Source organism: Idiomarina piscisalsi (assembly GCF_002211765.1).
Classification (GTDB): Bacteria; Pseudomonadota; Gammaproteobacteria; order Enterobacterales; family Alteromonadaceae; genus Idiomarina; species Idiomarina piscisalsi_A.
Genome location: NZ_CP022133.1, coordinates 2,485,137 through 2,504,005, shown reverse-complemented (window position 1 = coordinate 2,504,005; position 18,869 = coordinate 2,485,137). Strand labels below are relative to the sequence as shown.

General features: G+C 45.7%; 15 protein-coding genes. 9 read left to right on the top strand and 6 right to left on the bottom strand.

Features of this window, described 5'->3' with window-relative positions; translation table 11 throughout:
- The first annotated feature begins 229 nt into the window (after positions 1 to 229).
- The 3 genes from CEW91_RS11930 to CEW91_RS11920 all read left to right on the top strand — a co-directional run bounded on the left by CEW91_RS11930 (position 230) and on the right by CEW91_RS11920 (position 6,400).
- Positions 230 to 1,810, top strand: a complete 1,581-nt coding sequence (locus CEW91_RS11930; RefSeq protein ID WP_088769251.1) for a methyl-accepting chemotaxis protein — start codon at positions 230 to 232, stop codon at positions 1,808 to 1,810.
- 3 nt (positions 1,811 to 1,813) lie between these two features.
- Positions 1,814 to 4,582, top strand: a complete 2,769-nt coding sequence (locus tag CEW91_RS11925) for a bifunctional diguanylate cyclase/phosphodiesterase (protein WP_088769250.1) — start codon at positions 1,814 to 1,816, stop codon at positions 4,580 to 4,582.
- 135 nt (positions 4,583 to 4,717) lie between these two features.
- On the top strand, positions 4,718 to 6,400 hold the full coding sequence (locus tag CEW91_RS11920) for a GGDEF domain-containing protein (protein WP_088769249.1): 1,683 nt from the start codon (positions 4,718 to 4,720) through the stop codon (positions 6,398 to 6,400).
- 44 nt (positions 6,401 to 6,444) lie between these two features.
- Here the strand turns inward: CEW91_RS11920 and CEW91_RS11915 are convergent, their stop codons facing one another.
- Positions 6,445 to 7,182: an SDR family oxidoreductase gene (locus CEW91_RS11915; RefSeq protein ID WP_088769248.1), complete on the bottom strand. Its 738-nt coding sequence runs from the start codon at positions 7,180 to 7,182 to the stop codon at positions 6,445 to 6,447.
- Between the two features lie 177 nt (positions 7,183 to 7,359).
- Between CEW91_RS11915 and CEW91_RS11910 the strand changes: the two genes are divergently transcribed.
- Positions 7,360 to 7,650, top strand: a complete 291-nt coding sequence (locus tag CEW91_RS11910; protein WP_088769247.1) for a coiled coil domain-containing protein — start codon at positions 7,360 to 7,362, stop codon at positions 7,648 to 7,650.
- A gap of 49 nt (positions 7,651 to 7,699) precedes the next feature.
- On the opposite strand, the gene CEW91_RS11905 is transcribed toward CEW91_RS11910, so the two are convergent.
- On the bottom strand, positions 7,700 to 8,623 hold the full coding sequence (locus tag CEW91_RS11905) for a DMT family transporter (RefSeq protein WP_232506983.1): 924 nt from the start codon (positions 8,621 to 8,623) through the stop codon (positions 7,700 to 7,702).
- 142 nt (positions 8,624 to 8,765) lie between these two features.
- Here CEW91_RS11905 and CEW91_RS11900 point away from each other — a divergent pair, with 142 nt between their 5' ends.
- Positions 8,766 to 9,014, top strand: coding sequence for a hypothetical protein (locus CEW91_RS11900; RefSeq protein WP_088769246.1), 249 nt, complete (start codon positions 8,766 to 8,768; stop codon positions 9,012 to 9,014).
- 28 nt (positions 9,015 to 9,042) lie between these two features.
- Here the strand turns inward: CEW91_RS11900 and CEW91_RS12430 are convergent, their stop codons facing one another.
- Positions 9,043 to 10,101: a helix-turn-helix transcriptional regulator gene (locus CEW91_RS12430; RefSeq protein WP_088769245.1), complete on the bottom strand. Its 1,059-nt coding sequence runs from the start codon at positions 10,099 to 10,101 to the stop codon at positions 9,043 to 9,045.
- The gene (locus tag CEW91_RS11890; protein WP_088769244.1) at positions 10,082 to 10,987 is read right to left on the bottom strand and encodes a GGDEF domain-containing protein; all 906 of its coding nucleotides are present in this window, start codon (positions 10,985 to 10,987) and stop codon (positions 10,082 to 10,084) included. The genes CEW91_RS12430 and CEW91_RS11890 overlap by 20 nt, the downstream gene beginning before the upstream one ends.
- Before the next feature lie 192 nt (positions 10,988 to 11,179).
- Here CEW91_RS11890 and CEW91_RS11885 point away from each other — a divergent pair, with 192 nt between their 5' ends.
- The 4 genes from CEW91_RS11885 (at position 11,180) to CEW91_RS11870 (ending at position 17,622) form a co-directional block, all read left to right on the top strand.
- Positions 11,180 to 13,720 (top strand): TonB-dependent receptor, encoded by a 2,541-nt coding sequence (locus CEW91_RS11885; RefSeq protein WP_232506982.1) that lies wholly within the window; start codon positions 11,180 to 11,182, stop codon positions 13,718 to 13,720.
- Between the two features lie 29 nt (positions 13,721 to 13,749).
- The gene (locus CEW91_RS11880) at positions 13,750 to 15,561 is read left to right on the top strand and encodes a phytase (protein ID WP_088769242.1); all 1,812 of its coding nucleotides are present in this window, start codon (positions 13,750 to 13,752) and stop codon (positions 15,559 to 15,561) included.
- Positions 15,562 to 15,712: 151 nt separating this feature from the next.
- Complete coding sequence (locus tag CEW91_RS11875; RefSeq protein WP_088769241.1) at positions 15,713 to 17,062, top strand: nicotinate phosphoribosyltransferase; 1,350 nt, start codon at positions 15,713 to 15,715, stop codon at positions 17,060 to 17,062.
- Between the two features lie 2 nt (positions 17,063 to 17,064).
- Positions 17,065 to 17,622, top strand: a complete 558-nt coding sequence (locus CEW91_RS11870; RefSeq protein WP_088769240.1) for an isochorismatase family protein — start codon at positions 17,065 to 17,067, stop codon at positions 17,620 to 17,622.
- Between the two features lie 3 nt (positions 17,623 to 17,625).
- Here the strand turns inward: CEW91_RS11870 and CEW91_RS11865 are convergent, their stop codons facing one another.
- Both CEW91_RS11865 and CEW91_RS11860 read right to left on the bottom strand, forming a co-directional pair.
- Positions 17,626 to 18,129 (bottom strand): macro domain-containing protein, encoded by a 504-nt coding sequence (locus CEW91_RS11865; RefSeq protein WP_088769239.1) that lies wholly within the window; start codon positions 18,127 to 18,129, stop codon positions 17,626 to 17,628.
- A gap of 15 nt (positions 18,130 to 18,144) precedes the next feature.
- Positions 18,145 to 18,696, bottom strand: coding sequence for a class I SAM-dependent methyltransferase (locus CEW91_RS11860; RefSeq protein ID WP_232506981.1), 552 nt, complete (start codon positions 18,694 to 18,696; stop codon positions 18,145 to 18,147).
- Between the last annotated feature and the right edge of the window lie 173 nt (positions 18,697 to 18,869).

Sequence of the window (18,869 nt, the reverse complement as noted above, 5' to 3'; positions counted from 1 at the left end):
CAGCCTGGTTATTACTCTTCTTTAACCGCCGGTTTAGCGATGACGTTTTAACCGTTGCCTTGCACATTTGAAAGGAGTTTTGATCTAAATCATATAACCTTACTTTTAACGTGGTTATTATGCAGTTTGTCGCAATCAGTTAACAAGTTATTAAAAAGACAGTTAATTTTTATACGTTTTTTTAACAATTTAAAGTGCGCTGAATACTTCGCAGCTTTGGGATGCCTTTATGAAACAAAATCTTCCAATAACGGGAGTAGAACAAGAGTTTTCAAATAGAGCGAATATTTTATCAACGACGAATTTAAGAGGGCAGATATCCTATATAAATCAGGATTTTGTTGACATTAGTGGGTTTTCCCAAGATGAGCTGATAGGTCAAAGCCACAACATCGTCCGGCACCCAGAAATGCCTCCATCCGTTTTTAAAATGTTTTGGTCCGATTTGAGAGCGGAACGGTCATGGATGGGTATTGTTAAAAATCGTTGCAAAAACGGCGATCACTATTGGGTCGATGCCTACGCTACGCCGATAAAGAAAGAAGGCAAAGTAGAGGAGTATCAGTCGGTTCGTCGTAAAGCTAAGCCTGAATTTGTAGAGCGGGCAAAGGCTGTTTACGAGTGTATAAATAAGGGCGCTAACCATCGAAAAACGAAGCAGCCTGTACCCCTTCCAGTAAAGTTAGCGATGGCTTTTTCTTTATCTTTTATTGTGCCATCGGCCGCTTATCTTTTAGGAGCCGGATTACTCACGTTTTGGGTCGCATCGTTGGTGAGCTCGGCTATTGTTTTTGCCGTAATTTTGACTCTTTTGAAACCAATACAAAATGCCGTCGCTGCTTGTGTAAAGGTATCCAACGACCCAGTTGCAAGGTTCGTTTATACAGGACGGTCTGATGAAGCAGGGTCAATTCTGCTAGCGATTAAAAAGCTGGAATCTGAAAATGCGGCTCTTGTTGGCAGAATAAATGACATGTCCGGCGCTTTATCAGAAAGCACCGATAGTTTAAGTAGCGCGGTTGTTCAGTCGGAAACTGGCACGAAAGAGCAGTTTGAGCAGACCGAGCTTGTGTCTGCCGCTATTGATCAAATAACCAACTCAATACACAGCGTGGCTAATCATGCGAATGAGGCAGCTGACGCCTCCAGCAATGGTCATCGGGTAGCGACTCAGGGGAAGGTAACTGTTAATGAGAACTCTCAATCGGTTAACTTACTTAAGAATCAAATAAGTAAAACGGCACAACTGATTAATGAAGTCTCACAGAATAGCGCCAGTATCGAAAATATCCTTAACGTTATAACGGGAATTGCAGAGCAAACTAATTTGCTTGCGCTTAATGCGGCTATCGAGGCAGCCAGGGCCGGAGAAACAGGGCGCGGCTTTGCTGTGGTTGCAGGAGAAGTTCGGTCTTTGGCGAATAGAACTCAGGACGCAACGGAAGAAATACGCACAGTTATCGAGCAGCTTCAAACCGGTGTTAGCAAAGCCGTTAAAGCGATGAGTGACGGTGAACAAATGGCTGCTGAGAGTGCAGAGAAAAGCTCTCAAACTGCTGAGAATCTTGAGCAGATAGTGACCGCCATCACGCAGATTTCAACCATGAGCCAGCAGATAGCGACCGCGATGAAAGACCAGGGCATAGCGGCTCAGGAAATTAATACCAGTATTAGCTCGATAAGGACGAATGCTGAGCAAAACTTGGAGGCAGTAAAGTTGAGTAGCGACGTTAGCAACGCAACGGTCGCTATTACTAACCGCCTTGAACAACTGACCGCCCAGTTTTGGGAAAGCCAACAACATGGTTAGCTTATGCAGCAGTTAACGCATCGCTTTGTTAGTAATGAGCAATTGACGAGTTTTATTGATCGGCACAGGCTTAGAAATGAGCGAGGTATGGTGCAGGTGGCTTCGGGCGTTAACGAAGAACGAATTGCGCAAATTTTAAAGCGGTTGATGCGACTTTTGCCCGAATTCTCTATCATTGGCTCGTCAACGTGTGGAGAAATAGTTCAAGGGCAGTGCTACTCAAATTCAGTCGCCTTACAGTTCTGCCTTTTTAATAAAGGAACTGAGGTAGTCGTTACCCCTCTTGATGAAATGACAACTCAAGAACGTGAGTTAAACCTCTCATTTTTATCCGGGGCTTCCCCAAAAGTGGCCATTATTTATGTTAATGCCTTTAGCGTAAACCCAGATACGGTTATTGAGCATTTGTCGGCAGCGAACCCGGGCTGCTGCGTTGCTGGTGGGGTTGCCGCTGATAACGGTCAGTTTCAATCGGCATACACGATAGCTGGAGACCGAATTCTTAAGGCTGGCTCTGTGTGTGCGTTTTTATATGGTGAGAACCTACACTTTTCTGTGGACAGCTATCAGGGGTGGAGACCGATAGGGAAAACGTTTACCGTAACTAAAGCGGCCGGAAACCATGTGTATGAACTCGATAGAAAGCCTATTCTTACGGTCTATCAAGAGTATATGGGCGAACATATTGCGGAGCAGTTCCCCAGAAATGTTATTGAGTTTCCCTTGATGATTCGCCGTCGGGAGTGCTTTGTCTTGCGAGCACCTATCGGTTATACGCATTGTCAAAGCGGTATAAAGTACGCGGGCACTGTTAAAGAGGGTGACAAAGTCTCTTTTTCTTTTGCAGACGTATCGGCTATTTTGGCGTCAACGCCTGAATTTGAACCGCAACCGAATGTTTGTACGCTAACTTTTGCATGTGCTGCCAGACGCTCCTTCTTAAGAGGGCGTATGAGTGAAGAGGTAGAAAGAGTAGCAGCAAAGACATCGGCTATTGGTGGCTTTTTTTACGGTGAATTTTCAACCATTGAGGGTAAAACGGAGCTGTTAAACTTAAGTACTACGGTTTTGCAGCTTAGCGAAGAGCCACTTAAACGATCCTGTAAGAAAACCACACAGCAGTCGTTGCCAAATTCAACTCAAGCATTAGCAAATTTAGCGAGTAAAGCGAGCCTGGAGCACGAAGAGCTGCTTTTTTCCCTGCAGCAGCACCAACGCGCGTTAAGCAAGAGCTCTATCATATCGGTCACCAATTCAATGGGTGTCATTACCTATGTTAATAAAAAGTTTGAACAAGTAAGCGGCTATGGCGCTAATGAGCTAATCGGTAATACCCATAGCGTCATTAGACATCCTAAAATGAAAGACAGGGTGTTTCAGCAGTTGTGGCGCACCATCACCGCGAAAAAGCGCTGGCAGGGACTCCTGCGTAACCGCCGCAAAGACGGATCCTCATACTATGTGAAAACAGTGATTTATCCCATCACGGATGCAAGTGGTGAAATAAAGGAGTTTGTTAGCATTCGCAACGATGTGACTGACATCGTCACGGCCAGAAAAGCCATCCAAAAGCACAATATTGATACATTGACTCAACTACCAAACCGGGCAAAGCTCTCAAGGGATTTGGAACGAACGCCGGTTGACTGTGTGGCTATCTTGGATGTGAAGAATTTCAAGGTACTCAACGACTACTGGGGGGTCAATCATGGTGATTTTATTATAAAGGCGGTGGCGGAACGACTGCGATCATGCTGCATGAACTATTCGCTTAAGGTTTACCATATTAACGGTGCGGTATTTGCGCTCAGGCCTCTTAAACCAATTTCCACTGAGGCTTTCAGAAGCCAGGTACTGCGTATTAAAGACGCACTCGAGTTATCGGATATTGTTATTGACGAACACCACCATGAAATTAATTTCTCAATTGGTATAGGCGCCTCTTCAAAGCGCGCGTTAGCTTATGCTGAGAGTGCTGCTATCGAAGCGAAAAATGAACACTTTATTACAAGCATAATTATTAAAACAGAGGACGCGCAGGCAAATAACTTCTACTTTTGGTTGGAAGAAGTAAGGCTTGCCTTACAGGAAGAAAGGGTTCTTCCGTATTTTCAGGAGGTCGCGACAGTCGCTGAGAATCCGCTGCCAAATAAGTACGAGGCTTTAGCCAGAATTCAGTTACGTAATGGCGAGGTGGTTTCTCCTGGGGTGTTTTTGAACTATTTAAAGAAAACACGTTATTACCCTCAGCTAACCCGGTTAATGGTCGGTTTTGCCGTCAGACAGTCCATTCTTTCTCGGTGTCCTATTTCAGTCAATTTAGCGAGTCAGGATATTCTTAATAGGGAGACCGTTAACTATATTACCGATGCCTTGCAGGGGAACCCTGAAGCTAAGATCATTTTTGAAATGACAGAAACCGAATCTATAAAAGACTTTAATGCGATGAATCGATTTATTCATCATATTCGTTCGTTTGGCGCAAAGGTTGCCATTGATGATTTTGGTAGTGGGTACTCAAATTTTGTCTACTTAGTTGAGATGAAGCCTGACTATATAAAAATAGATGGCTCTATTATTAAATCGATATGCACGAACAAAAACAGTCTCCATGTTGCTCGAAGCATTGTCGACTTAGCCAGGGGGTTAAACATTAAGACGATTGCTGAGTTTGTGTGTGATAGGGAAACCTTAGTGACCCTGACGGAAATAGGGATTGATTATGCTCAGGGGTATTTTATTGCTGAGCCAAAAGCAGAAATAACGCGTTAGTAAAAGTCCCACCTTAATAGACAAACTCGCCGTTTATTTTGAATGAAACAGCGTTTAAAAGCTTACTTGATGTCAGTGAATTGTTTTTCGCAATCTGAGATAATTGCTAAGAATTAATAGCAAACAAGGTTCCAGATGCCCTACGGAAAATATCAAAACCTTCCATTGACCGATCGTCTCATGATGATGCTTGAAGCGACTCAAGCAGGAACATGGGAATGGAATGTGCAAACCGGAGAGTGCTACTTTAACGAGCGCTGGGCTGAGATTATTGGATATACGTTAGACGAGTTAAAACCTCTTTCTATCGAGACGTGGCTAGAGTATGTCCACGCCGAAGATGGACAAGTCTCCGATAAAATTCTGAACGAACACTTTGATGGCAAACGCAGCTTTTACGAATGTGAAGCTCGGATGCGTCACAAAGATGGGCACTGGGTTTGGGTGCGGGACTATGGAAAACTTGTTTCCCGAACCGCCGATGGTAAACCTGAGTGGGTGGTTGGCACCCATATCGATATTAGTGGGCTAAAAGAACTTAGCCAGCGTTTTGAAGCTTTTGCCGATCTCTTACCTGGTGTGGTCTATCAATATGAGCAACATCCTGACGGTAGCTCATGCTTTCCATTTGCCAGTCAAGGACTACGTCACATTTACGGTGTTGCACCGGAAGCTGTTAAACATGATGCATCATCGGTGTTTGAGGTTATTCATCCAGATGACTTGCCTCGCGTAGCAAAGACAATTACTGAGTCGGCTGAAAAAGGTGTTGACTGGATTTGTGAGTATCGAGTTATTCACTCTGGTAAGACTCGATGGGTCTTCGGACACGCTCGACCACAATCCGGTATTGATGAGTCAACGCTTTGGTATGGCATGATCATCGATATTACTGACCGTAAAAATCTTGAGCTAGAGCTCGAAAAAAGCCAAGCCAACTTAAAGTTGGCCCAGAGAATCGCACGAACAGGTCACTGGGAAGCGAATATGGAGTCGGGTGAACTTTATTGGTCGGATATGGTTTATGAAATTCTGGGCTATCAACCGGGTGAGCTAAAGCCATCTGTCGAATTCTTTAGGAGTCTGGTTCCTGAGAAAGACATGGTATCAGTGGCTCGCAGTGAAGAAAAAGCTCAGAAGACAGGCATCCATGATGTTCAACATCGGATGAAAACTCGTGATGGTACTCTCATATGGGTGCATGAACTGGCCGAATTACAAAGCGATGGCATTACCTTGATTGGAACGGTTCGTGATATTACCGAGCAAAAAAACTTAGAATTAAAATTAGAGCAACAAGCTGTTATTGACCCTTTAACGCAAATAGGGAATCGGCGGGCGTTTAATAAAGCGATGGATAGAGAGTTTAACCGCTACTCTCGCTATAAAAAGCCCCTTTCGCTGATAAGTTTCGACCTTGACCACTTTAAACGAGTAAATGACACATATGGTCATGCAGCGGGCGACAAGGTTCTTTCCGAAGTTGCTGCTACAGTAGAGTCAGAGCTCCGCGAGGAAGATATTTTTGCTCGCGTTGGAGGAGAAGAATTCGCCGTACTGCTGCCAGAAACTGATGAAAATGAAGCGCTTAAAGTGGCTGAGAAGATAAGGGGGCTTATCGAAGGGTTAGAAGTTCGCTATGAGAGCCATGCTATCAGTATTACAGCGACATTTGGTTTGGTGAGTGTTTCAGAGCAAGTTGTCGATCAGGAGCATTTATTGCAGATAGCGGATCGGGCTTTGTATAAAGGTAAAACGAATGGTCGAAACCAAGTTGTTTTGGCTGACGAAAGCCTATCTGAGTCGTCCGGCGAATAATTCACTATAAAAAAGGGCGGTGTTTAACCGCCCCTATCGTTTACCTATAGCTCTTGCTTAGTCGGTCGAATAACCATTTCATTTACATCAACCTCGCCGGGTTGCTCAATAGCAAAAGTAATCGCTCTGGCGATTGAGTCTGAATCAATGGCGTCATTGTATAAATCATCTGCCATTTCTTTCGAGTCTTTATGCGAAATGTGATCCGTCAGCTCGGTGGCTACTGCCCCCGGCGAAATGTTGGTTGAGCGAATTTGGCCGTTGGATTCCTGGCGAATACCTTCGCTGATCGCTTTAACCGCGAATTTGGTTGCACAGTAAACCGTGGCGCCGGGGAATACGACGTGGCCAGCGACTGACGATAAGTTAATAATGTGACCACTTTCCTGTTTGCGCATGGTTGGCAGAACGGCACCAACACCGTACATGACGCCTTTAATGTTCACATCAATCATCTGATCCCATTCGTCCACTTTAAGCTCATCCAGTGGCGCCAACGGCATTAGACCGGCGTTGTTGACCAGTACGTCAATGCGCCCAAATTTCTCAAGCGCTGCGTTGGCCAAGGCTTCTACCTCGTCGCGCTTAGTGACGTCAACGGCCTTATAAATGGCTTCACCGCCATCGCTTGTAATGTCATCAACCAGCTGTTGTAACCGCTCCTCACGGCGTGCGCCCAGCACTAACTTAGCCCCTTTTTGAGCCAGCATTTTTGCAGTGGCTTCACCTAAACCACTACTCGCGCCGGTAATAACAACTACTTTTTCTGCTACTTCAGACATAACATTCTCCGTTTTTAAACTGTTCTTATGTCTACGAATTCAGCTGTGTTTGGATTACTTGGTTGGAAGGCTCTTTTTTATTTAGCGAAATAAACGCTGCCTTGATCGTTTTCGATGCGCTGACCATACTCATAAGAGACAGGTTGTTTATTATTCAATAAAAGCTTGGAGGTATGCATGAGTAATAAAGATGCATTTGAGAAAAAGCACGAAGCTAAGATCGAGGAAATGAAGGCGGAAATTGATCGGTTAAAAGCAAAAGCTAAGCAGTCAGAGGCTGATACCCAAATAAAGTATGAAGAGAAGATCAGCGAACTTGAAGCATTAAAAGATCAGGCAGAAGAAAAGCTGGAAGGTTTAAAAAAGTCGAGTGAGAACGCTTGGTCTGACATTAGTAAAGGTCTTGAATCAGCCACCCAGTCTTTAACGACTGCCGTTAAAGCGGCAAGTAGCGAGTTCAAAAACTAACCATTGCTTCGGAAGTGGGGCGCAGTATCCCCACTTTCTTTTGATGAGTTTAACGTCGAGACGATGCCACGCTTAATAAGGTTACTGTCACTAAAATAATGACGATGCCGGTCAGCTGCGCTATGGCTAACTGCTCTCCTAACACAACCACACCGAACAACGATGCTGAAATCGGTTCAGCCAAAGCCACAACAGAGGCAATTGCCGGAGCGGTTTTGCGTAGTCCGAACAAATAGAGAATGAAGGACGTACCACCACCTAACACACCAAGCAAAATCAGCAGCGGAAGCTGCTCTGATACTAAAGCGGCAATAATACTTGATGGCTGACTAGGTACGAATAACGTTATCAGAACCACTAAAAATGAAATCGACAAAATAGATTGTGGACTACCGTGACGGGTTGCGTACTTAAAGGAAAAAATGAATAGGGCGAGAGAGGCTCCCGCGAGCAGCCCAAAAAGGATCCCCAATACATTCATATTTGAGCCGTCGGCTTTATAGACTTCCGTCAGAAGCGTCACGCCTACGACAACAAAACCTATGCCAATAAATTTGAGGAGCGTTGGTTTCTCGAGTTTTAAAAGAAATGAGAGTAAATAGACGAATATGGGGGCGCAATACATTAGGGTTGCCGCTATAGATACACCGCTCTCAGAAATACTGAGAAAATAAAACGAGAAGTTTCCGGCAACCCCGAGTCCCGCCAGGAGAGACCATAACCATAGCTTTTTTTTATGCAGCCCGCTCTTTGCTGGCGCTAAAATTAACCAACTTGAAAAGGCTATCAGTCCTATAGCCGCACGATAAAATGATATTAGAAAAGGACCCCATCCTTCCTCAATGAGAAGACCGGCGATACCTCCGGAAAGCCCCCAGCAGATAGCCGCTGAGAACACTAAAAAGGTACCGCTGTTTGGCGTTTTGGCGCGAATTTTACGTAAACTTTTATGCGTTCGGATCGGTTGCCTCAAGCCGTTGCACTCCTTACGTATTTACTCAAAAGTGTAGTCGTGCTTAAAAAACTTGTCGAACCGGCAAACGCTGCGTTTTAAGTTGATATATCCGCGCATGCGAGGTACGTTTGCGGACACTTTTAATTAACAGTAAGTTCATATGCAACGCCTCATTAATTGGTTAAAAACACTTAGCGCTATTCCCCTGGCACTGGGTGTCATCTTTCTCGTGCTTTTGCCCTCAATTTTAATGTCGACGTTGATTGTGGGTCTGTTCGATTTGTTGTTTCTGGAGCTTGTCTGGATGTCCTGGACCGCGTTTTGGTGGGTGCTGGGAACCTGGGTTGTGATCATGCTCATTGCTTTAGCCAACAGCGCCGACAAAATCCTGTTTGGTATACCGAAATAGCCAGTCGTATCAGCAACAGGCTGAAGCCTTAAGTAATTCTGGTAGAAACAAATAGGGTAGAACTTTGTCGACGAAGCTCGTCGGGAACCATGCCCAGCCATCGTTTACAAGCTCGGCGGAAATTATTTGGGTTGCTGTAGCCAAGTCGCTGTGCAAGTTCAACATTACTGTAAGGATGTTGTTGTAGCAGGTTGAGTAGCTTGTGCAGCCGGACCAGGTCATAGACTTGTTGAAAGTTGTAGCCGTGACTCGCTAACAAGCGCTTACAGGAGGAGAGACTGACCCCCATTTCATATGCCAGCTCTTTTAGAGAAATATACCCACCCATTTCTATTTGATTCTCGAGCCATTTAAAAATAGTCAAAAGGAAAGGAGACTGCGCTTTCGTTTGCTGTTGAATTTGGCAAAAGCTTAGAGCTTGATAATAGCGAGGTAAGTCTCGCTCAGGTCGTTTTTCTGTAAGTTGAGAGACCGGAATGGTTAATGCGCTGATGGGTCGTGAGTTGATACTCTTCAGCCATTTCGACCAAATGGGTAAAGGTGAAATTTCCTTTGGTAGATAGACCTGCCATTGTTCTATGGCTAACCCCCGTGACCGGCCCAGCATTAATAGTATTGCTATGCCGACTTTACAGTTGGCGACGTAACAATGCTGACCCATTTTACCGCTCAAGCCTGATACCGGAATAAAATCCAGTTGCAGTGAGCTCCCAAACTGTTGTGTCGGTGTAAATAAGAAGGGCTGTAGAAGGTTTTGAAAACGGGATAAGTGAACCAGTGACTGCTTTAGGCTCTTCGCGTGGATAATTAGATCAATTAAAGGGCTTAGCTTGTCTCTGAATAGGGTCTCTGTAACCAACTGCCATAAATGGGGATCATTAACTTTTTCTTCGGCAGAAGCCAATAACGACATAAGTTCATGGTTTGTAAGCCGAAAATTATTCAATTTTAGTTTTTGTACCGACAATGTTGTGCCTCTGAGCAGCTCTGCAGATGAAACCCCACGTCTCTCAGAAAGTGGGAGCAAAGCCTGAACCAGAGGCTTGCCAAGCAAGTGCCGTTGGTCGTTAGTTGACCCGTGGCACATAGCGGGTTGTCTCCTCAACTTGCTTGTGCAGTGCATTGATTGCATCAGCCGCTGAAACTTCTTCAACACGATGCGTTTGAATTTCTAAACTCGTGTAGGTGGGCAGATTTAATTCAGAACTTAAATTCTGACGGATGACCTTCATTAGGTTATTCGCCTGAGATAAAGAGGTTTGAGGCAGTAGTATCAGAAAGTGATCGCTGTGTTCGCGGCACACGCAGTCCTGTGGCCTAAGCAGTAAAACCATGAGTTCACTGGCCCGGTGCAGAAGTTCATCTCCTGCTTTGGTTCCCCTTTCATTGTTATATTGCGTGAAGTTTTTGAAGTTCACGCGCACCAACACCGCCGGCTCTGCTGAGGTGTTCTGGCCCAAGGCAATTTCACGTTCAACCAATTTTATAAAATAGGGAGTTGTGTACAGAGAAGTTAATGGGTCAATCCACTGATGTGATCTCAGGTTTTTTTCACGTGCCTTTAGCTGCCGCGTCAGCATTTTATTTTCACGCCGCCACTCCAGTGCCCCGAAGCCAAATATGACAAGCCCCACAGGCTGAGGAATGGACTCAAGCCAGCTTAATAATCGTAATGAATCGGGGTAATGGAAAAACTCGTCTAAAACATCAAGGGTCATTGAAAATATCAATAGCAGACCGCCACTGTAAAAAAGGTTTGTTACATTACCTAGCGGACGATGATTGACCACGAATACGACGGCTAGAATAACCAGGAATAGCGTCGAGCCTTCACCCAGTAAATCAAAAGGATCAATTTGCGCAAGTGGCTTTAAGGAGCCCAACTGGCTGCTCAGCAGGAGGCAGAGCAGGGCGATGGCGATCGTCAGCAGAATACGCCAGTCACCGGTGAAGTTTGAATTAGTAAAGCGCATCAGTACCTCCGTATTAGAACAAAGTTACTGTAGCCCCGAGCTGTGACAGTTTGGTGACATGCGGCTTGCTTTTTGAGCTTATGAGACCCGCATCCAAAGAGCCCACCTTTGCTTAGAGATATCCTCAAAATGTCATTTTTTGCTTTTAAGGTATGCCGCATCAATCAAAAAAACGACAGGGTTTGAATGATTATGAAGAAGACATACTTAGCTTGGCTTATTGCCGTTTCATGTGGTGCAACATCACCGCTTATGGCTCAGGAAGCGCAGGACGAAAGCACAGATAAAACAGTCGAAGAAAAGCGAATTGAAGAAGTGCTGACTATTGGCTACGGCGACTCTATTAAACGTGCTGTGCAAGAGCAGCGCGAGTCTGGCGGTATTATCAATGTGTTGAAAAAAGACGACATGGGTAAGCTTCAGGACGACAGTGTTAGCGATGCGTTACAGCGAATTCCAGGGTTGTCTGTTGAGCGTGACCAGGGGGAAGGGCGCTTTATTCGTATCCGTGGTTTAGCACCGGATTTAAACTCAGTTTCCTACAATGGTACCTCTCTGGCAGCACCGGAAGCGGGTCGCAGAGCCGTGGCGTTAGATGTGATTCCGTCGGACTTACTGGAATCGGTTGTGGTTAATAAGACTCTGACGCCTGATATCTCAGCGGGCAGTTTGGGCGGTAATATTGAACTGCAAAGCATGACGGCTTTTGATCGCGAAGGCTCGTTTTACTCTTTTACTACCGATATTGGTTATAACGAACAGGCAAGCGAAACTAACCCGAAAGTTTCAGGTGTTATCAGCAATACTTTTGACGTTGGCGATAAAGCAGACAGCTTTGGTATTGCCTTTGCTGGCAGTTATCAGGACCGCTCATTTACCACCGACAACGTTGAAACCGGCGGTAACTGGGACTTGGATGAACCCGGGCTGGAAGAGTTTGAGCAACGCGCTTATTCGGTTACCCGTGAACGAACCGGTTTAGCTTTAAACCTGGATTATCGTCCGTCCGAGGCATCTGAGTTCTACCTTCGCTCGCTGTACAGTGAATTTGCAGATACCGAAATGCGCCAGGGTATTGTGACTGAATTTTCTGATCCCATCGGCGCAGAAGCTACTTCTGGCGGCGAAATTGTGCGAGAGCTTAAAGACCGTAAAGAGACTCAGGAAATTACAGCGATTGTGCTGGGTACTAAACAGAAGTTCGATGACTGGGAAGTGACCCTGGAAGCCGGAACAAGCAAAGCCAGCGAAGATCAACCCTTTGCTATTGGCGGAGCCAAGTTTACTCAGGAATTTGACGACGACTTGGGTTACTCAGGTGTGGAACGTCTGCAATTGAATGCTCCGGATACGGCGTATCAGGCGTCAGAGTACGAAATTGATGAAGTGGAAGTGAGTGATGCCTACACCGAAGAGACCGAAAAGAACGTTAAGCTGGATGTCGCTTATGACTGGTTACAACCCAGCTATCAGGTCACCTTTAAAGGCGGTATTAAGTTAAGCCAGCGCGAAAAGTCAGCAGAAGAAAATATCTTTATTATGGAAGACTTTGCTGACCTGGGCGTTACCGGACTGACACTTGCTGACTATGAAACCTCGTCACACGTTGAGTATGGTCTTGACCAATTTGGCCCCGGCGCTTCCGCCGACAAAATTTGGGACATGGTTAATACCTTCGAATTACAAAACTTCCGGGATGAAGTTGAATCGAGAATCGCCTCTTACGAAATTGATGAAGATATCAGTGCCGGTTACCTGATGACCGATATGAGCTTTGGTAAGTGGCAGGTTATTGCTGGCGCACGTTATGAACATGAGGAGCGCACGGGGCGTGGTAACCGTTATGATGACGAACTGGAAACCTTTACATCGGTTTCGGATAAATTCAGCGATGCAAACTGGCTGCCCAGTGTGGTCACTCGCTATGACTTAAGTAATGACACTATTATTCGCGCGGCCTACAGCACCGGTCTTGTCAGACCTAACTTTGAACAGGTGAGATCCAGCTACTATCTGGAAAACGACGACGGTGACCTTAAAGCTGAATTTGGTAACCCAGATCTTGAACCATTAACCACGCAAAACCTCGATTTTGGTATTGAGCACTACGACGAAACTCTAGGTGTTATTTCCGCCATGGCCTTTTACAAAGACATTAAAAACTTTGTTTACGAAGCCGATGTTGCCGGCCGTCCGGGTTATGAAAACTTTGATGAAGCTGTCACTTATATCAACGGTGACGACGCTTACGTTTATGGTTTAGAGATCAACTATGTGCATCAGGTTTCCGGCTTTAATAACTGGCTTGATAACTTCTTAATCAATACCAACCTGACGTTCACTGACTCGGAAGCAACGGTTGACTGGAATGATGATGGTCAGCTTGTGTCACGGGATATCTCTTTACCGAGCCAGTCTGATACCACCGCAAACTTTGCGCTTGGTTATGAGATTTATGATGTCAGCCTGCGCTTAGCCACGAACTATAAATCGAAGTATTTAGCTGAGCTGGGCGATGTTGAAGACAGCCGTTACGACATTTACGAAGACGACAATTTGACTCTGGACTTCTCCGCAAAATGGCTAATTAGTGAGTATGTCAGTCTGAGCTTTGCGGCCAACAACATTACCGACGAACCCTACTATGTCTACACCGGCCAGAAGAGATATAACGCGCAGTACGAAAGCTATGGCCGCAGCTTCACTTTGGGTGTGCAGTTAATTAACTGGTAACACGAAATAACGATATTTAAAGGATAACTATGAAGAATAAAATAATTTTAAGCGCATTAGCATCAAGTTTGCTGCTACTTGCGGCTTGCGATACATCAGCCTCAGAAACCAATGTTCGCCATAAAGTGGCTTTGAATGATGGGTACCTGAAGGTCGATGCCAATGGATTGAGCTTAGGCAATAAGCGCATTGAAGAGGGCGACTTCTTTCACTTACGAAAGTTGGCTTTAAGCAACGGTGAAACCTTAGTCGGCGCTGTCGAAGGCAACACTCAGGAACTATTCCTCTGGCGTGTTGATGGTGGTGATGTAAAGCCTGTATGGAAAGGGGAGATTGACAGTCGAGTCATAGAAGATATTTGTTTCTATGAAAGTCATCAGAATCAGCAGTTATCAGTATTTTTGCTTGGCGGCCGTGGCGGTGCAGAACAACGATTGCTAAAGCAAGATGAGACATGGCTGAAGAATCCTTTGATCATCAGAGAAATGAATGTGCCTTACGATAGTACTGCTTGTGAAGTTTCAAACGATAATCAAAAGCTGTACGTTGCCGAAGCGGATCAGGCTGTCTGGGCGTACAACGCAGAACCGGAAGTTGAGCAGGGGCGTGACTTAATTGCAGCGACCAAACCTTTTGGTGTTATTGAAGGCGAAGTGAAAGCGTTGGAGGTGCTTGATGATGGCAGTTTGCTGGTGCTTGAGGAAGAGCCGCCGCGACTGTTGGTTTATCGCCAGAATGAGCAGGGTTTTAAGTTAGATAAAGCTTTTATGATCAACGGCGCTGAAGCACTAACCGATGTATCTGATTTAGGAAATGGCGAGCTATTGTTAACAGAAGAAGACATGGCAGCAATGAGCAAGCTGACAATTGATACCCTGGAGTTAAAACAGCGCCCAGTAAAAAAAACAGTGTCTCAGGTTCAGCCAACGTTAGAGACACAGCCATCCCCGCGGCGCGGTGATGCAATTGATGATCCTGCGGTTTGGGTGCATCCTGATATGCCGGATAAAAGCCGACTGATGGCAACGGATAAACGAACTGGTCTTTATGTTTATGATATGTCCGGAAAAATCGTACAGGAACTTGCTGTTGGGCGCTTGAACAATGTCGATGTGCGAGGTTCCTTGGCAGCAGCAACACTGCGTGATGATAATAGCTTACAGTTGTTTGATATCAACGCAGACGGCGAGCTTTCCATTGCCGGAAACATCCGCACAGATATTGAAGAAATTTACGGTCTCTGCATGGGTTATAACGAAGCGACGGAGCAGGTCTCCGTTTATGTAAACGGCAAGTCGGGTGTTATTCAGCAGTTTATTGTAAGCGATGATGGTGAGATGGAAAAAGTCAGAGAGTTGAGCGTTCCTTCTCAGCCTGAGGGGTGTGTTGTGGACGATAAAACCCAACGTTTGTTCGTTGGTGAGGAAGACGCCGCAGTTTGGCTATTTGATGCAGCAGCTGACGGCTCAACGTCTGGCGAAAGCATTATTCGTGTTGATCAGCATGAAGAACTGGTAGATGACATTGAAGGGGTTGCTTTTGCCAATGTTGATGGCAGAGGTTTATTGTTTGTGTCCAGTCAGGGTAACGACAGTTACATTGTTTTTGAAGGGGAGACACCCTGGTCGTTGCTTTCACACTTTCGTATTCGCACCAATATTGAGCGAGCTATTGATGGCGCATCAGAAACCGATGGCATTGACGTAACAACTCAGTCTTTGGGTAAAGGTTTTGAGCATGGCGCTTTTATTGTCCAGGATGGACGTAACCGTATGCCGGAAGAGGGGCAGAACCTTAAACTGGTGCCGTTAGAAGATATTCAGAAACAGTTAAGTAAGTAGTTACTTCTCATACACTTAATGACAAGTCGGCCCGGTAGTTAAAGTTGCCGGGCGGCTTTTTTTCTTACGGCCTGAAGTGCTGCTTCCTGACTACATAAACCCGCTTATCTTGTCTAGACTCTATTATAAAGACATCAAATAGAGGAACGCTATGACAGATACTGAGCGGCAAGATCTCGGGTTGTTCACAGATTTGTACCAGCTCACTATGCTTGATGCCTATCTTCGAGAAGGCATGCACGATGATGCGGTCTTCACCTTGTTTGTTCGGAGGCTTCCCGAAGAGAGAAAGTTTCTTCTGGCTGCAGGTTTAGATCCGTTGCTTGAAACGATTGAGGGGTTATCGTTTAGTGATGAGGATCTTAACTACCTTAAAGAGCAAGACTTCTCTCAAAAGCTAATCGATTATTTGCGCAACTTTAAGTTTACCGGGCAGGTCAGGGCCTTGCCTGAGGGCACGGTGTTTTTTGAAAATGAGCCGATTGTTGAGATTAAAGCTCCCCTGCCGCAGGCACAGCTTATTGAAACCCTGGTTATGAATCAGTTGCATTTGCAAACATTATTGGCTTCAAAAGGTGCCAGAGTTGCGCGCTCTGCGCAGGGCCGTCGGGTTTTAGATTTCGGCGCGCGTCGGGTACACGGTATTGATGCGGGTATAAAAGGCAGCAGAGCACTTTACTTAAGTGGTATTACAGCAACGTCCAATATGCTGGCCGGGTGCACCTACGACTTACCGGTGGCTGGCACCATGGCGCACAGTTATATTCAGGCGCACGACTGTGAATACGACGCTTTTAAAAATTTTACCAACGCTTTTCCTGAAACCGTACTGCTGGTGGATACCATCGATACAATAAAAGGTGTAGAGAAAGTCATTAAACTTGCGAATGAGCTGGGTGATGACTTTAAGGTGAAAGGTATTAGACTGGATTCAGGCGATTTAGGTGACCTTGCTTTTAAAGTGAGAGAACTTCTGGATGAGCATAATCTAAACCACTTAAAGATCATTGCCAGCGGTGGTTTGGACGAACATAAAATTGCTCAGTTAATAAAAGATAACGCACCGATTGATGGGTTCGGTGTTGGCACTGGCATGGGGGTGTCCGATGATGCCTCCGCGCTGGATATGGCGTACAAGTTGGTGGAGTACGCCGGCAAAGGGCGTTTAAAACTTTCCAGCGGAAAACCGGTTTTGCCGGGCGAAAAGCAAGTGTTTCGTGAAGCTAAAGGCAGCTTTAGCCACGATACCATTGCTCGCGTTGAAGAACAGTTACCCGGCGAGCCATTATTGAGGAAAGTGATGCAAAACGGCAAAAGGCTCCCTTCTCACCAGAGAAATATTGAGGAGATTAGACAATACGCGCAGCAGCAGTTAGATAAGCTGCCGGACTCTATGTCTTCGATAAGCTGCACGGAGGCGTCTTACCCGGTCGAGATAAGTGACACGTTAGCAAACTACCAGAAAGAGATAACTGAACATCTTAAACGAGGCGGAGGCTAATCATGAAAGTGACTTTTGAGCAGAGCGACGCACTCATTATTGTTGATGTACAAAATGATTTTTGCCCAGGCGGTAAGCTGGCACTGGACGAAGGGGATGAAGTAGTCCCCATTATTAATGCGATGACTGCGCAGGCGCAGGAAGCTGGGATCCCTGTATTTGTCTCGCGGGACTGGCATCCTTGTCACCATGTCAGTTTTGACGAACGAGGCGGCCCTTGGCCAGAGCATTGCGTGCAGGACACCAAAGGCGCTGAGTTTCATCCTGATCTAAGCGTACCTGATGGTGCTCGCTTAATTTCTAAAGGTGCTCGTTTTGACATTGACCAGTATTCGGCGTTTGATAAAACCGGATTGGTTTCAGAGCTTGTGCACCTGGATGTAAAACGCGTATGGGTTGTCGGGCTGGCGCTTGAGGTTTGTGTCAGAGCAACCGCGCTCGATGCCGTGAAAAATGATTATGAAACCATTTTAGTGGAAGACGGAACGCGGTTTATCGATCGCGCAGACGCTGATAAAACACGGCAAGAACTCAAAGAAGCCGGTGTGACTGTCAAATAATGACTACTTTCTCAGTGCACGTTGGTAATGGGCAAACTCTTCGTCACTGAATAGCACAAAACGCACAAGTTTCAGGTGGCTCAGTTTTTCGACGTGCGGCCTAATTGTGTCCAGAGCCACTTTCGTTGCGTCTTCAAACGGGTAACCGAAGGCTCCGGTTGAAAGCGCTGGAAACGCGATAGATTCTATTTGATGCTCTTCGGTTAAATCCAGTGCATTGCGATAGCAGTCTGCCAACAGCTTATCTGAAGGAGTGTCGACGCCATATACGGGTCCCAGACAATGAATGATGTAGCGATTAGGAAGGTTAAAAGCATCGGTCAGAACCGCTTCACCGGGTTCAATGGGTGCCAATGAGCGAGTTGCTTTTTCCAGTTCAGGACCGGCGGCACGGTGAATTGCACCAGCAACGCCACCGCCGGGCTTTAGCTCGGTATTAGCAGCATTAACGACTGCATCAATATCGGTTTGTTGGCTAATGTCGGCATGTACGCATTCGTATTTCATAGTCGCCCTCCGCTTTTAGTCTTTTCTTAATAAAATGACTTGTTCGCTGAGAATTTCAAGGCTGAGTTGAAAATGTTGCGCTATCCATTGCATGGTTTTAGGCGTGTAAAAGCTGACATGGGTCGGATCGCCCTTGTATTGCCACTGATTAAACTGCTCAGCGGTTTCTTTTGTAAACATCCAGGTCATGATGCCTATATATCCTTTAGGCTTCACTAAGCTTGTTAACTGTCGCCATGTTTTGCCAGGTTCTCTAAAGTGTTCTGCAACCTCGCTGCAGGTGACAAAGTCATACTGACGGCTCAACTGTCCGCTGTCCGGCGCGTAGAAGATGTCGTAAATAGACATCTTCATGCCTTGTTCCTCAAGCATCACATTCAGTGTAGGCCCAGGACCGGAACCAAAATCAAGGCCAGTCATGCCCGTTGATAGTTTTTCTAATAAAGGGATTGAAAGTTGGCTTAAGAACTCTCGGTAGCGGATGTCCTGCGGACCATTTTGATGAAAGTCGTAAATGGCTTTTTCTTCGTCCTGAGGCAGGTAAGTCTCTGGATTTGCAAAAATCATGTCACAGACAGTGCACCGAAAGTACGGGCGCTTTTTGTCTTCACAAAAAAAAGTAGCTGGTGCATGGCATAGGGTGCAGTTCATGGACGTATGGTATGTCAGTTTGAAGTTTTGTCAAAAATATACTTTAGTTAACATAAAGTTAACAGAATAAATATTAAGCACTTAGGCAA

Excerpts from the sequence above, each read along its gene's own strand:
- CEW91_RS11910 (WP_088769247.1), top strand. The coding sequence starts at position 7,360 with ATGAGTAATAAAGATGCATTTGAGAAAAAGCACGAAGCTAAGATCGAG.
- CEW91_RS11875 (WP_088769241.1), top strand. The coding sequence starts at position 15,713 with ATGACAGATACTGAGCGGCAAGATCTCGGGTTGTTCACAGATTTGTAC.
- CEW91_RS11860 (WP_232506981.1), bottom strand. The coding sequence starts at position 18,696 with ATGATTTTTGCAAATCCAGAGACTTACCTGCCTCAGGACGAAGAAAAA.
- CEW91_RS12430 (WP_088769245.1), bottom strand. The coding sequence starts at position 10,101 with ATGTGCCACGGGTCAACTAACGACCAACGGCACTTGCTTGGCAAGCCT.
- CEW91_RS11925 (WP_088769250.1), top strand. The coding sequence starts at position 1,814 with ATGCAGCAGTTAACGCATCGCTTTGTTAGTAATGAGCAATTGACGAGT.
- CEW91_RS11890 (WP_088769244.1), bottom strand. The coding sequence starts at position 10,987 with ATGCGCTTTACTAATTCAAACTTCACCGGTGACTGGCGTATTCTGCTG.
- CEW91_RS11915 (WP_088769248.1), bottom strand. The coding sequence starts at position 7,182 with ATGTCTGAAGTAGCAGAAAAAGTAGTTGTTATTACCGGCGCGAGTAGT.
- CEW91_RS11880 (WP_088769242.1), top strand. The coding sequence starts at position 13,750 with ATGAAGAATAAAATAATTTTAAGCGCATTAGCATCAAGTTTGCTGCTA.
- CEW91_RS11885 (WP_232506982.1), top strand. The coding sequence starts at position 11,180 with ATGAAGAAGACATACTTAGCTTGGCTTATTGCCGTTTCATGTGGTGCA.
- CEW91_RS11930 (WP_088769251.1), top strand. The coding sequence starts at position 230 with ATGAAACAAAATCTTCCAATAACGGGAGTAGAACAAGAGTTTTCAAAT.
- CEW91_RS11870 (WP_088769240.1), top strand. The coding sequence starts at position 17,065 with ATGAAAGTGACTTTTGAGCAGAGCGACGCACTCATTATTGTTGATGTA.
- CEW91_RS11900 (WP_088769246.1), top strand. The coding sequence starts at position 8,766 with ATGCAACGCCTCATTAATTGGTTAAAAACACTTAGCGCTATTCCCCTG.
- CEW91_RS11865 (WP_088769239.1), bottom strand. The coding sequence starts at position 18,129 with ATGAAATACGAATGCGTACATGCCGACATTAGCCAACAAACCGATATT.
- CEW91_RS11920 (WP_088769249.1), top strand. The coding sequence starts at position 4,718 with ATGCCCTACGGAAAATATCAAAACCTTCCATTGACCGATCGTCTCATG.